Raw genomic sequence first — 13,624 nt, forward strand, 5'->3', positions numbered from 1 at the left:
ATATACTTATAAGGTCATTATTTATAGAAACATCGCTTATTATGATAAACTATTTTAAAGTAAATTTGGAGGTGGAAAGCTTGGAAATTACAATTTCTCCCGAGCTGTACGAACTATTTCCGCATTTTAAAATCGGTATTATTACATATACAAATATAGAAATCGGACAGTCTCCGCAAATGGTAAAAGGCCGTCTCCAGCTGTTCCAGGAATCTATCTATTTTGATTTAGAGGATAAAAACGTCACGGACCTGGAAGGCATTAAAGAATGGAGACAGATCTTCAAGACAGCAGGAAAGGATCCAAACCGCTACCGACATTCTGCTGAAGCACTGTACCGAAGAATTAAAAAGCAGAATTACCTGCAGCCAGTCAACAGCTCAATAGATATTAACAACTTCTTCTCATTGGAATATCAAATTCCGATTGGCGTTTATGATGCAGACAAGCTTTCTGGTGATTTATCTATCAGGCTTGGCAAAGAAGGCGATGAATATAACGGTTTAAATGGAAGACCCAATTCACTGGCCAATTTAATTATTAGCGAAGATGCAGCGGGACCCTTTGGCAGCCCATTTGTCGACTCTGAAAGAACAGCTGTGACAGAACAAACAAAAAATGCCGTTCAAATCATTTATTTGCGTCCTTCACTTAAAACCGAGCAAGCTGAGAAAATGGTTGAATCATTGATGAACATGTACACACAAGTCCATGGGGGCGAAGGGAACTATAAGGTAATCGGGTGCTAAAAGCACCCTTTTATTTCGACAAACTTCGGGTGGTACCTGGTACCGGATAGTAGCCAAAAATGAAAAAACGCAATACCTCGTTCTTTTTGAACGAAACACTGCGTTGGCTATGTATGGAGCGGGTGAAGGGAATCGAACCCTCATCATCAGCTTGGAAGGCTGAGGTTTTACCACTAAACTACACCCGCGTATATAATTAATTTAACTAAATACTAACTTTTTTCCCGCTCTTTCATGCCTCTTCCTCTTCAAGCTGATTCAGTGAAGATGGATGCGTCGAGGCAACTCGTAGATATTTCATGGAAGCGTCGCTCGTGGCTGAGGTTTTACCACTAAACTACACCCGCATTTTTATTTGTGTTAAATTTAACCACTTTGTCGTATCTTGTCAAAAGCTAAATAACCCCGATGTCGAATCAACTATTTAATAGTACTAAATTCAGCAGAAATGGTCAACCCTTTTTGAGAAATTTGTCGAAAGAAAGTGCCGGAGAGAATTATAATTTTCTCTTCGGCACCTCTTGAAGATCAGAGTTATACCCACCACATGGAAGCAGGCTGCTCTTCAATTAAGATAGAGTTTAAATTCTTAACTGCCCGTGTAAATCCTTCCTCAATCGACATTAGCGGATCTTCGTGCTCGATGCTGACGACATAATCGTATCCAAACGTCCGTAATGCGCTCATCATGTCCGACCATTCCTGCAGGCTGTGTCCGCACCCTAATGACCGGAATGTCCACGCTCTCGTCTGGACATTGCCATATGGCTGCATATCTGTTAAGCCGTACATGTTTACATTTTCCTGGTCAATATAGGTGTCTTTTGCATGGAAGTGGTGAATGGCATTTTCTTTCCCAAGTATTTTTATGGCTGCAACAGGGTCGATTCCCTGCCACCATAAATGGCTTGGGTCCAAATTGGCCCCAATTGCCTCACAGGTTTCTTCCCTTAATTTTAAAAGCGTATATGGTGTATGCACAAGAAAACCGCCGTGGAGCTCCAGCCCGATTTTGACATTATGCTCCGTGGCAAACTGGCCGGCTTTTTTCCAGTAAGGAATAAGCTTTTCTTCCCATTGCCACTTTAATACATCTCCATATTCATTTGGCCATGGGGTAACAGGCCAATTAGGATGCTTGGCATCTTCCCCATCACCCGCTGTTCCGGAAAAACAGTTTACAACTGGAACATTCATCAAGCTTGCCAGTTTGATGGTATCATATAACACTCTGTCTGATTCCTCAGCAAAGGCTTTATCAGGTGAAATCGGATTTCCATGGCAGCTGAATGCGCTGATTTCCAGTCCTCTGGACGTAACCTTTTCCAAATAATCTTGGCGAAGGTCTTCATTTTCCAAAAGCCCCTGCAGATTGCAATGGGCGTTTCCGGGATAAGCACCCGTTCCGATTTCAACTGCCTTCAGCCCCGCGGCCTTCACATGGTCAAGCATATCCTCAAATTTTTTTTCCGCAAATAGAACCGTAAACACACCGAGCTTCATAAGTGTCCCCTCCTGCTTCTTTAAAATTGTTCTCTTTCTCCCGTTTCACTGCTTTTATAAATCGCATCAATTATTCTTGTTGTCTGTAAAGCTTCTTCCGCTTTAACCATAAATTCCTCCCTGCCCAAACAGGTATTAATAAAATTCTGCGTTTGGGCAAGAGCATAGTCATCCTCCCCAGGCAGCCATTCCGGTTGGGTGTTGAGGAGCATCCCATGCTTGGATTGGTTCATCCTGAATGGAAACAAATCGATCCCTCCATACTCACCTGAAAGGCTGACACTTTCTTCATCACTTTCAATATTAGCTGACCAGGAGGTTTCAAAAAGCAGAGATGCACCATTTGCAAATTTTATGTAGGCTGTCACGTGGTCATCAACATTAAAGGTCTTATGTTCAAAGCTGCCCCATTGATTAATCTGGTCAGGCATTTTGCTTAACGTATTATAAGCTGACCCGATTACTTCTGTTTCTTTTGGATTCCCCATCAGCCAAAGCGAGAGATCCAATAGATGGCATCCATAATCAATCAAGCTTCCTCCGCCCTGCAGTTCCTTATTCGTAAAAACCCCCCAGCCCGGCACCTTCCGCCTTCTCATGGCCCTTGCCCTTGCAACAAATGGCTGCCCAATTTCATTTGCAAGAATGAGCTTTTTAGCTGCTTGTGCTTCTTTCATAAATCGGTAATGATAAGCAATAGCCAGGACCTTTCCGGACCTGTCCCTTGCTTCAGCCATTTCTTCGCATTCCTGTGATGACATTGCCATCGGCTTTTCACACAACACATGCTGCCCAGCTTCCAGTGCAGCAACTGTAATCTCAGAATGAAACTTATTTGGAGTACAAATGACCACTGCATCCGTTTCTCTGAACAAGTCTTTATAATTTGTAAAAGACTTTTGTATACCGAATTGATCTGCAGCTCTTTTTGCTGTTTCTTCATTCAAATCGCATACAGCCGTAATGGTTGCGTTATCAGAGAATTTTAAAAAGGCAGGAATATGCCTGGATTGGGCAATCCCGCCCGCTCCGATGATCCCTATCCGCAATTTCCTCATTGGTGCACCTCAATTAATTTTAACGATTTGTTTTGTCTCGCTCGATTCCAGAGCAGCCAGAATAACTTCAAGCGACTTCATTCCCTCTGAACCTGGGATGGCAGGCTCTTGATCATTGACAATGCAATCCACAAAATGGTTGATTACGCCTGAACTCTTTTGTCCGCCTTCATCATTTGTCTGGATGCCGCCAAGTTCATACTTTACAGTGTCACCATTGGCAAATTGCACAATCAGGGAATTTACTGGATCATCCTCCAACCGCAAAATGGCTTTTTCTCCATAGATAATCGTAGAGTTATCTTCCTTGGAAACATAAGACCAGCTTGCTGCCAATGTGCCGATCACACCACTTTCCGTTTTCAATATACAAACGGCAGTATCATCTACATCTGCATTTTTCTTTGCACTCGTTTCTACAAAGGCCCCGACCTCCGCGAACTCTTCTCCAAGTACATAGCGAAGCAAATCCGTTTTATGGACACCAAGGTCGCCCATTGCTCCAATGAAAGCCTGATCCTTTTTGAAAAACCAGCTTTCTTTGCCATCCGCACTCCACCCCTCAGGTCCGCCATGGCCAAAAGCTGTCCGGAAGCTGTAGATTTTTCCAGCTTCGCCTTTTTCAATTAATTCTTTGGCTTTTTTATGTGACGGCACGAATCTCTGGTTGTGTGCAACCATTAGTTTTTTTCCATTTTTATGTGCTGCTTCAATCATTTCCAACGCCTCTTCCTTTGAAGTAGCCATTGGTTTTTCGCATAGCACATGCTTCCCTGCATTCAGTGAAGCAATTGAAATTGGGGCATGCAGATAATTCGGTGTGCAGACACTGACTGCATCCACATCAGCATCAGCAAGCAATTCTTTATAGTCGGTGTACGCTTTTGCATGGTACAATTCAGCAAAACCCTGTAACCGGTCTTCTGCAATGTCACAAACCGCTGCTATAATCGTCCCGCTGTTTGCATGATATTCAGGCATATGGCGATGCTTCGCTATACTCCCGCAGCCAATAATCCCTATTCTGATTTTTTCCATCTTATTTCTCAACTCCTTCACGCTTCACACTGATTTTCTCCAATGGTTTTGCGTTTCCATAAACCGGTGTTCGAAGATCGGCAGGCTTAGCCCACTGAACAGCGTTCTTAATGACTTGCTGAATGTCCTTCTGATAATAAGTTGGATATGTTTCATGCCCCGGACGGAAATAAAACACCTTTCCCTTACCCCTTTTATATGTACAGCCGCTACGGAAAACCTCCCCGCCTTCAAACCAGCTAACCATTACAAGCTCATCTGGTGCCGGAATATCGAAATGCTCCCCATACATTTCCTCGCGTTCAAGCTCGATATATTCTCCCAATCCTGCCGCAATCGGGTGGCTCGGGTCTACAATCCAAATCCGTTCCTTTTCATCTGCTTCCCTCCACTTTAAATCACAAGAGGTTCCCATTAACGCTTTAAAGATTTTTGAGAAATGCCCTGAATGAAGAACAATCAGCCCCATTCCTTCAAGTACTCTTTGTTTTACCTTTTCAACGATTGAATCTTCTACTTCCCCATGGGCGAGATGTCCCCACCAAATCAATACGTCTGTTTCCTTTAAAACAACATCAGTAAGTCCATGTTCCGGCTCATCCAATGTTGCCGTATTAACCTTATATTCTTCATTTTTTAAAAAGCCGGCAATCGCACCGTGAATTCCATCCGGATAAACCGATCTTACCTTTTCATCCTTCTTTTCATGGCGGTTCTCATTCCAAACTAACACGTTAATCATGGTTACTCCTCCTTCTGTTATTAAATCAGCGAGCTTCTATATTCATTCGGCGAAATCCCTGCTGTCTTTTTAAACACCTTGCTAAAATATTTTTCATCCTGATAGCCGACTTGAAAAGCAATTTCATAGATTTTCAGCTTAGGATTCTGTAATAGCTCTTTCGCCTTTTCCATACGGATATTTGTTATAAAATCGGTGATGGTAGCCTGATATTCCTGTTTAAATTTTCTTGAAATATACTCCCTGCTTAAATAAAACCGGTCGGCAATTTCCTGAAGATTGATATCTTTGTTGTAGCTCTCCAGCAAAAACTCTTCTATTTGCTGTATGACATTCTTTTCTCCGCAATCATTCTGCTGGGGTTTGCCGGGATAAGTTTGCTGATTCCACTCGGTAACAGCTCTTTCCAATGTTTCATTTAAAATTTCCGGATCGATTGGCTTCAGGATGTAATCAAAGCTTTTATAGCAGATGGCATTTCTCATGTATTCAAAATCATCATATCCGCTGACTACAATCGTTTTGCTGGAAATATCCGATGAATGGATCCATTTTAAAAGACTGATTCCATCTCTCTTCGGCATCCTCATATCGGTAAAAATAATTTCGGGACGATGCTCGGTTATGAGCTTCACCGCCTCATTTCCATCAACCGCTTCCATGATCGTCTTGATGCCAAAACGGCTCCAATCCGCTAATAGCAATAAACCTTCACGCACATGCTTTTCATCATCCACGATTATCGCTTTCATCTTTACCACCTTCCATCCTTTTTGGAAGTTTAATAGAAACAAGCAGCCCGCCTTGCTCGAAATTCCTAAGTTGAAGATATGCCCGATCCCCATAATAAAGCTTTAAACGGACATACACATTTTTCAAACCAATATTGGTTTCTTCACCCTTTTGTCCAATCTGGTCATTAATCAGATTTCTTTGGATTTCGTCAAGTCTGGTTTCCGATACACCTGTGCCATTATCCTCAACAATAATATCCAGAAAAAATTCATCCTGCCTGCAGGCAATTTTAATCTCTCCTGTTTTTTCCCTCGCATCAAAGCCATGCTTGAAATAATTTTCAACAATTGGCTGCAAAATCATTTTAGGTACCTGTATCTTCATAGCCTCTTCATCAAGCTTAAAGGAGAATTGAAGCTGATCTCCAAACCGCTCTTTCTGCAGCAGAAGATATGCTTTAGTATGCTCAATCTCTTTTAAAAGCGGAACCATATCTTCTTCCATATTCATGCTATATCTCATGATTTTAGATAGGTGAGTAACAGACGAATAAATTTGTGGAACCTGATTTTTTAAAGCAGCAGTACCGATTGACTGCAATGCGTTATATAAAAAATGCGGATTTACCTGCGACTGCAAAACCTTAAGTTGGTTCGTTTTATTTTCCAATTGCAATTTAAACTCCCGGTTTATCAAATCATTAATTTTATCGATCATTTGTTTAAACCTGTCACCGAGATAACCAATCTCATCATTCCCAATAGATTTAAAACGGACCTTCAGGTTACCCTTTTCTACCTGTTCGATATATTGAAGAAGTACTTTGATCGGAAAGGTTATTTTAAAAGAGATAAATAATGTAGCGAGAATGACGAGAAGAAGCCCGATTGCTCCAAACATAATATTTATTTTTGCTACACTAAATGCACTTTCATATAAGGTTGTATAGGGAACTCTTTTTACGAGGTACCAGCCGCCTGAATTTTGCGACACTTGATCATAAATCATAACACCGTTAAATGAACCTTCTTTCCATTCAACTGTACCGTTTTCTTTGTCCGTTTTGATTACCCAATCGATCCACTTAGGCTTGTTGGTTCCCTCTTCACTCTCTTCATTAGACCGGTATATCAATTCCCCCTCTGGAGATACAATATAAAATTCCTCATTCCCATTCGTATAAAGGTTGCGGCTAATGTTGTTGATTTGATCCGGAGAAAACTCCAAAGAAATATAGGCCAGCACATCATCAGATGGGATATTGATCAGTGAACGGTGGAGCGTGATCACATTTTTAGGCTTTTTATCCTCTGGTTCCTTAATCTTATGAATGGGTTCGAGATACATATTGCTTGGGCTTTCTTTTGCCTTTACATAGTACTCTTGATTGATGTTCCTTAATTTCTTTGAAAAAATAACCGTGGAGCGTTTGGAAGCGGAAATAAGCCTGTCTTCCTTCGCTATTGCAATGTTCACTCTTTTTATATTTTCTTCTGCATACAGAATAGTTGAAATCACATTTCTAGTTGTATCTACAGCCTGATAATTATTTTCTTTTTGAGGGTCTCTTATAAAGTTAATAAACCCCGGATTATTATACAGGGATAGTGTCAATCCGTTCAGTTCATTTATGTAGCTTTCAAGGTTCACCTTGCCTTGGTATAATAGATTGCTATTTTCTTTAACGGCCTGATTCTTCAGTGATTCCGTCGTATGGTAATACGTAATCACAATTGACGCCCCAAAAGGCACAATCGTCGCAATCAGCAATAGAACAATTAATTTATTTCTAATGCTCCCCTTAAACATTTACATCCCCCGCTGCCTTGTTGTCTTTACAATAGTATAAAGCGAAACTTCCCTCTGTGGGGATATTCTTTTTCCCCGAGGAGTGTTAGTTGAGGCTTGCAGGATGTGAGTCACTCAGACGCTGCCAGGACGTGGCGCTTTTAGTCTGAGTTCTTTAAAGGGGGCCTCTACAGGCAGTTGTCTCGGGCTTCCGCATGTTTACAATTTTCCCAAAACCAGAGACTTACCGCCAGTGAGACTGCGATAAAGGGAACTTTTTCAGTCAGATTTTTTAGTAAAAGATGAAATAGAAAGCATATCTGCAGCAGACATGCTTTCTATTTTTATTAAAACTAAATTATTTCAGGTTATCCCATGAAGCCTGGAACCTCTCCAGAACTGTATCATAATCGATTTTACCTGCAGCATATTCCTGGATGGTTGCAGCAAACTCTTTGTTCGCTCCATCCGGCCATCTGAACCAAGTCCAAGGAATCGTTTTATCTTCCTTCGAATATTCAAGAATGGATTGACCAAGTGGTCCTAAACCGTTAGGCTCAATGTTGTCAAAGGCAGGAATAAACGCGAATTCTTCTGTGATATAACGTTTTCCTGTTTCAGATGATACCATCCATTCAAGGAATAGTTTTGCTTCTTCAAGATGCTCTGAGTTTTTATTAAGTACCCAGTTGTTAGGAACGCCAACAGGCAAACGGTCCGCCGTTGCTTCATCATCGCTTAATGGGATCGGCAGGAAGCCCATATTAATATCTGGATTAATTTCAGAAATCATATTCTCTGTCCAGTTTCCTTGCTGCAGCATTGCCGTTTTACCTGAAGCAAATAATGTAACTTGCGTATTGTAATCAGTAGTTAATGGGTTGTCATTTCCGGAGTTGATTTCTGTATCCATTACTTCTTTAAACTCTTTAAATTTGTCATTGCCCGTAATTTTTTCAGATCCGCTATATAAACCTTCGATATAAGCAACCGGATCTTCCTGCTGTGCAAATGGAATATTTAATAAGTGCTGCCCGATTACCCACCATTCGCCATAGCCGGCAGAGAATGGCGTAATCCCTTTATCTTCTAGTTTCTTAGCAGCATCCTTAAGCTCGGAAATCGTGTTAGGAGGCTCTTTAATTCCCGCTTCTTCAAATAAATCTTTATTATAAATAAATCCATAACCTTCAAGGTTTACCGGCATACCGTAAAGCTTGCCATCTGTATCCGTCATTGGCACTTTTCCGATTGGAAGCACGTGCTCTGCCCATGGCTCATTTGAAAGGTCAGCTAGATGCTCTTTCCAGAGCTCCAGCTCTTTAAATCCGCCATTGTTAAAAATATCAGGATGTTCGCCCGAAGCAAATTTCGCTTTTAAAGCGGCACTATAGTCAGCCCCGCCTCCAACAGTCTCAAGCTTAACCTTAATATTTGGATGTTCTTTTTCAAACTCAGTAATCATTTCCTGAAGCTGTTCGGCAATTTCAACTTTAAATTGGAACATATTCAGTGTTACAACTTCATCCTCATTTTTTGTATCATCCTTTGGCTTTTCGTCCCCTGAAGAGCTTGAAGAAGAACAGCCTGCAATAATGCCTGCCGCCAAAATCAATGACAGCAATATAAGAGCATAGCGTTTCATATTGGTATTCCCCCCTGAATTTTTTTATATAAATTTTTGCCGCCAAAGTGTATGTAAGCAAAAATCTCTACAACTACTTAATAGAACCTGAAGCAATGCCTTTAATAATATGCTTCTGCAGAAACAAGAAGAAAATAATAACCGGTGTAATACCCATTACAAGAGCTGCCAGTCCCATATCCCACTGTTTTGTGTATTGTGCAAAGAAGGAGCTCGTTGCCAATGGTATCGTTCGAAGTTCTGCATCCTGCAGCACAAGCAGCGGTAATAGGTAATCATTCCATATCCACAATGTATTTAAAATAACGACTGTTACAGTAATTGGCTTTAAGAGCGGAAAAACAATTCTCCAGAAGACACCAAATTGGCTGCAGCCGTCAATCCTTGCTGATTCTTCAATTTCAATTGGTACTGTTTTTATAAATCCGTGATACAGGAATAGAGATAACGGTACACCAAAGCCAAAATACATAATGATTAATCCCGGTATACTGTTTGTCAGATTTAATGCACCGCCCAGCTTCATCAGCGGGATCATGACCGTCTGAAAAGGAATGACCATAGCGGATACAAAGAATACAAACAGAATTTTGCTGAGTTTCCCCGGTGTCCGAACCATTTTCCAGGCAGCCATTGAGCTAATGACAACAAGGCCGATATTGCTGATTACCGTAATTATAAGCGAATTCCAGAAGGCCCGCGGAAAATTGATAATATCCCATACCTTTACGTAATTTGAGAAAAGAAATTCTTTTGGCCAAGCCGCAGCATCAATCAAAATATCAGCGAAGCCTTTTACGGAATTAACGAGAACGAAGTAGAAAGGAATGAGGAAAATCACACCTAATACAATTCCGATCATTTCAAGAAGAAACGTATACTTCGTGTATTTTGGGTTCATTATGCCTCAACCTCCCTCTTCTTCGTCATCATAACCTGGACAGTTGTAAAAATCGCAACAACCAGGAAGAATAAAATTGATTTCGCTGTACCCAGGCCGTACCGGTTATTTTGGAATGCTTCCTGGTAGATGTTAATCGCAACTGATTGTGTTGAATTAAATGGACCTCCGCCAGTAAGCGAAATATTCAGGTCAAATATTTTAAATGCCATCGAAATCGTTAAGAAGAAACAGATTGTAAATGCCGGCAAAATAAGCGGGATGATGATTTTGGTCAGCAGTGTCCAATTTGATGCTCCATCTATCCTCGCCGCCTCTAAAAGATTTTGATCAACCCCTTGAAGAGCCGCAATATAAATGACCATCATATAACCGCTGATCTGCCAGGCAAACACAATCACAATTCCCCAAAAAGCAGTGGTCTCATCACCGAGCCAAGGGAGCTTAAAAATTGACAGATCAGTAAGGTTTCCAATTGCAGCAAACCCCTTTACAAAAATAAACTGCCAAATGAACCCAAGCAATAAACCGCCAATGACATTTGGAATAAAGAAAACAGTGCGCAATAAATTCCTCGACTTCAATGCTGCATTTAATAATAAAGCCAGTCCAAACCCTATTAAATTACTAATAATAACCGAAGCAAACATAAACTTTGTTGTAAAAATAAATGAATCAAAGAACTTGGGATCATTCTTAAAAATCTTAATATAATTTTCAAGTCCTACCCATTCAACTACAGAACTAACACCATTCCAGGAAGTAAACGAATAATAAATCCCCATTGAAAAAGGAATAATTTGAATCACAAGAAAAAATAACAACGCCGGCCCCACAAAAGCCCCATATGTTAAAATCCCCTTTAACTTCACCTTTTTCCTGGATACTGTTTTCACCTCTGATTGAATAACTGGTTCTTCAATCTGAATCTTTGTCTCCAATCCATTTCACCGCCCCCTCTGCTCTTGCAAACGCTTTCCTACATTATATTTGAAAACGTTTGCATATATAGGTGACTCAATTGACCAAAATGGTGCAATATTTTGACTTCTGTTTTAGGTAAAGGAAAAGCTCTCCCCGGGGTGAGAGCTTTATCTTGTAAATATAGGGTGTATTTCATAAAATAAATCTATCTTGAACTAAGGATGTGAAATATGTTTTTAAAGCACCGTTTTGAAACAGATGAATTGATAATGCTTCGACATTTAAGCGGACGAATGCAATTGACTTCAAAGGATTATAGTCATTATCTTAACTTAGAAAAAGGTTTTGATGGGGAAAAGCAGTTTGACAAGTGGCTAGAACGTCTTCCTGATGAGTTGATCATAGTGAATGATTTATTGCTGGAATATAGCCATACAATATTCCAGATTGATTCGCTGCTTATAACTGGAGAAAGTATTTATATTTTTGAAGTGAAAAATTTTGAAGGCGATTTTTATATTGAGAAAGATAGATGGTGTACCACTTCAAAATCTGAAATCAAAAACCCCTTGCTTCAGCTCCAAAGAAGCGAATCGCTGCTGAGACGACTACTCCATGACCTTGGATTCAATTTTCCAATAAAATCATACCTCATCTTCATTAACCCCGAATTTTATTTATACCAAGCTCCATTTAACCTGCCAGCTATATTTCCAGCTCAACTTAACCGATTCATAAACAAACTAAAAATGACATCCACAAGCCAAAAAGATAAAAATTTAAGGCTATCTAAAAAATTAATATCTTTAGGTTTGAAAGAAACACCTTTTGTACGGAAACCGCAGTATACGTTTGAGAAGTTGGAGAAAGGGATAACCTGTCTATCTTGTGGATCTTTTTTAAACCCTTTAAATAAAAACAATTTATGGTGCCAAGGCTGTGGATTCAAAGAGGATATTACACATGCAGTAATCAGAAGTATTAAGGAATTTAGATTACTTTTTCCTGAGAAAAAAATCACAACCTCCGTTATCCATGAATGGTGCAAAATTATCAGATCTAAGAAGACCATCAGAAGGATCCTATTAAATAACTTCGAACTATTTAATAATGGCAAGTCAACACATTATGAATGATAAAATTAAAAAAGTGATATGTAAAAGCCAGTGCAACTAAACAATTTTAACTCAAAAATATTTTGGCTCAAATTAGGCAGGTTTTGGTTCTTTCGTTCCCTTTCTCTTTCCATTTTGCTGAGTAGGGTTACGATTGGCGCTCTTTCGTTCCCTTTCTATTCCCATTTTGCTGAGTACGGGCACGATTGGCACTCTTTCGTTCCCTTTCCCTTCCCACTTTGCTGAGTACGGGTACGATTGGCGCTCTTTCGTTCCCTTTCTATTCCCATTTTACTGAGTACGGGCACGATTGAAGCCCTTTCGTTCCCTTTTTCTTCCCGTCCGCTGAGTCGGGATACGTTGTTTACCTCATGTACCAGCAATCTTTTTCCAAGACAAGAATGGGAATCATTTGTTTTCATTGTTGTTTCTTAAATAACTAAGGGTTCCGAGCCACTCAGAACCCATTCGAAACCATCTTCCGAACTGTTCAGAACCTTTATATTTTACATAATGCAAATACATCCCTTTTGGGATAAATAACTTACAACTATCGATTATTAACTACCTAATTTTCTTCCATTATAAAAAATTAAAGATCACAAAAAAAACGGTTTTCCAAAAGGAAAACCGTTTTTTTCATGATACCGGTGGTCGGGGTCGAACCGACACTCCAGAAGGAACACGATTTTGAGTCGTGCGCGTCTGCCAATTCCGCCACACCGGCATATTAAAATGTAGTAAATCTTGTGGTGCCGAGGACCGGAATCGAACCGGTACGGTAGTCACCTACCGCAGGATTTTAAGTCCTGTGCGTCTGCCAGTTCCGCCACCCCGGCATATATCAGCGTTTCAAGATTTAGTTTGTGGAGGCGGCAACCGGATTCGAACCGGTGGTAAAGGTTTTGCAGACCTCTGCCTTACCACTTGGCTATGCCGCCATAAATTTTAAAGTTCATCTGGAGCGGAAGACGGGATTCGAACCCGCGACCCCCACCTTGGCAAGGTGATGTTCTACCACTGAACTACTTCCGCAAAATGGCTGGGCTAGCAGGATTCGAACCTGCGAGTGACGGAGTCAAAGTCCGGTGCCTTACCGCTTGGCTATAGCCCATTGACAATTTCATGTTACATATATATGAGTTTGCTGCTTGTTTTATCACTATAAAAAATATGGGGCGACTGATGGGAATCGAACCCACGAGTGTCGGAGCCACAATCCGATGCGTTAACCACTTCGCCACAGCCGCCATCATAATATTGGCAGGGGTAGTAGGAATCGAACCCACATCAAAGGTTTTGGAGACCTTCGTTTTACCATTAAACTATACCCCTATATAAATGGTGGAGGGGGGCAGATTCGAACTGCCGAACCCGAAGGAGCGGATTTACAGTCCGCCGCGTTTAGCCACTTCGCTACCCCTCC

The 13,624-nt window shown here is 40.8% G+C and carries 11 protein-coding genes and 9 tRNA genes; 2 read left to right on the plus strand and 18 right to left on the minus strand.

The window, feature by feature from the left end:
• Positions 1-80 precede the first annotated feature (80 nt).
• Positions 81-749, plus strand: a complete 669-nt coding sequence (locus IQ19_RS26255; RefSeq protein ID WP_144546545.1) for a B3/B4 domain-containing protein — start codon at positions 81-83, stop codon at positions 747-749.
• 114 nt (positions 750-863) lie between these two features.
• Here IQ19_RS26255 and IQ19_RS26260 read toward each other — a convergent pair.
• From IQ19_RS26260 to IQ19_RS26305, 10 genes are all read right to left on the minus strand, one after another.
• A tRNA-Gly gene (locus IQ19_RS26260) sits at positions 864-937 on the minus strand.
• 346 nt (positions 938-1,283) lie between these two features.
• Positions 1,284-2,252 (minus strand): sugar phosphate isomerase/epimerase family protein, encoded by a 969-nt coding sequence (locus IQ19_RS26265; RefSeq protein WP_144546547.1) that lies wholly within the window; start codon positions 2,250-2,252, stop codon positions 1,284-1,286.
• A gap of 20 nt (positions 2,253-2,272) precedes the next feature.
• Positions 2,273-3,310 carry a Gfo/Idh/MocA family protein gene (locus tag IQ19_RS26270; protein ID WP_144546549.1) on the minus strand — a complete coding sequence of 346 codons (1,038 nt, stop codon included), beginning with the start codon at positions 3,308-3,310 and terminating at the stop codon, positions 2,273-2,275.
• A gap of 9 nt (positions 3,311-3,319) precedes the next feature.
• Positions 3,320-4,348 (minus strand): Gfo/Idh/MocA family protein, encoded by a 1,029-nt coding sequence (locus tag IQ19_RS26275; protein WP_144546551.1) that lies wholly within the window; start codon positions 4,346-4,348, stop codon positions 3,320-3,322.
• 1 nt (position 4,349) lies between these two features.
• The gene (locus IQ19_RS26280; RefSeq protein WP_144546553.1) at positions 4,350-5,090 is read right to left on the minus strand and encodes a ThuA domain-containing protein; all 741 of its coding nucleotides are present in this window, start codon (positions 5,088-5,090) and stop codon (positions 4,350-4,352) included.
• 20 nt (positions 5,091-5,110) lie between these two features.
• Complete coding sequence (locus tag IQ19_RS26285; RefSeq protein ID WP_144546555.1) at positions 5,111-5,842, minus strand: response regulator transcription factor; 732 nt, start codon at positions 5,840-5,842, stop codon at positions 5,111-5,113.
• Positions 5,820-7,634 carry a sensor histidine kinase gene (locus IQ19_RS26290; RefSeq protein WP_144546557.1) on the minus strand — a complete coding sequence of 605 codons (1,815 nt, stop codon included), beginning with the start codon at positions 7,632-7,634 and terminating at the stop codon, positions 5,820-5,822. Before IQ19_RS26290 ends, IQ19_RS26285 begins: the two co-directional genes overlap by 23 nt.
• 337 nt (positions 7,635-7,971) lie before the next feature.
• Complete coding sequence (locus IQ19_RS26295; protein WP_144546559.1) at positions 7,972-9,258, minus strand: ABC transporter substrate-binding protein; 1,287 nt, start codon at positions 9,256-9,258, stop codon at positions 7,972-7,974.
• Positions 9,259-9,331: 73 nt separating this feature from the next.
• Positions 9,332-10,159 carry a carbohydrate ABC transporter permease gene (locus IQ19_RS26300; RefSeq protein WP_144546561.1) on the minus strand — a complete coding sequence of 276 codons (828 nt, stop codon included), beginning with the start codon at positions 10,157-10,159 and terminating at the stop codon, positions 9,332-9,334.
• Positions 10,159-11,100: a carbohydrate ABC transporter permease gene (locus IQ19_RS26305; RefSeq protein ID WP_144546563.1), complete on the minus strand. Its 942-nt coding sequence runs from the start codon at positions 11,098-11,100 to the stop codon at positions 10,159-10,161. The genes IQ19_RS26300 and IQ19_RS26305 overlap by 1 nt, the downstream gene beginning before the upstream one ends.
• 213 nt (positions 11,101-11,313) lie before the next feature.
• Between IQ19_RS26305 and IQ19_RS26310 the strand changes: the two genes are divergently transcribed.
• On the plus strand, positions 11,314-12,219 hold the full coding sequence (locus IQ19_RS26310) for a nuclease-related domain-containing protein (protein ID WP_144546565.1): 906 nt from the start codon (positions 11,314-11,316) through the stop codon (positions 12,217-12,219).
• A gap of 624 nt (positions 12,220-12,843) precedes the next feature.
• Here IQ19_RS26310 and IQ19_RS26315 read toward each other — a convergent pair.
• The 8 genes from IQ19_RS26315 to IQ19_RS26350 all read right to left on the minus strand — a co-directional run bounded on the left by IQ19_RS26315 (position 12,844) and on the right by IQ19_RS26350 (position 13,624).
• Positions 12,844-12,925: transfer RNA gene (locus IQ19_RS26315), tRNA-Leu, on the minus strand.
• A gap of 23 nt (positions 12,926-12,948) precedes the next feature.
• Positions 12,949-13,037 (minus strand) — tRNA-Leu (locus IQ19_RS26320).
• A 28-nt stretch (positions 13,038-13,065) separates the two neighbouring features.
• Positions 13,066-13,139 (minus strand) — tRNA-Cys (locus IQ19_RS26325).
• 19 nt (positions 13,140-13,158) lie between these two features.
• A tRNA-Gly gene (locus IQ19_RS26330) sits at positions 13,159-13,233 on the minus strand.
• A 4-nt stretch (positions 13,234-13,237) separates the two neighbouring features.
• Positions 13,238-13,312 (minus strand) — tRNA-Gln (locus tag IQ19_RS26335).
• A 60-nt stretch (positions 13,313-13,372) separates the two neighbouring features.
• A tRNA-His gene (locus IQ19_RS26340) sits at positions 13,373-13,448 on the minus strand.
• A gap of 11 nt (positions 13,449-13,459) precedes the next feature.
• Positions 13,460-13,533 (minus strand) — tRNA-Trp (locus tag IQ19_RS26345).
• A gap of 7 nt (positions 13,534-13,540) precedes the next feature.
• Positions 13,541-13,624: transfer RNA gene (locus tag IQ19_RS26350), tRNA-Tyr, on the minus strand.

Origin of the sequence: Cytobacillus oceanisediminis (assembly GCF_007830235.1) — a bacterium.
In the GTDB taxonomy this organism is placed as follows: domain Bacteria; phylum Bacillota; class Bacilli; order Bacillales; family Cytobacillaceae; genus Cytobacillus; species Cytobacillus oceanisediminis.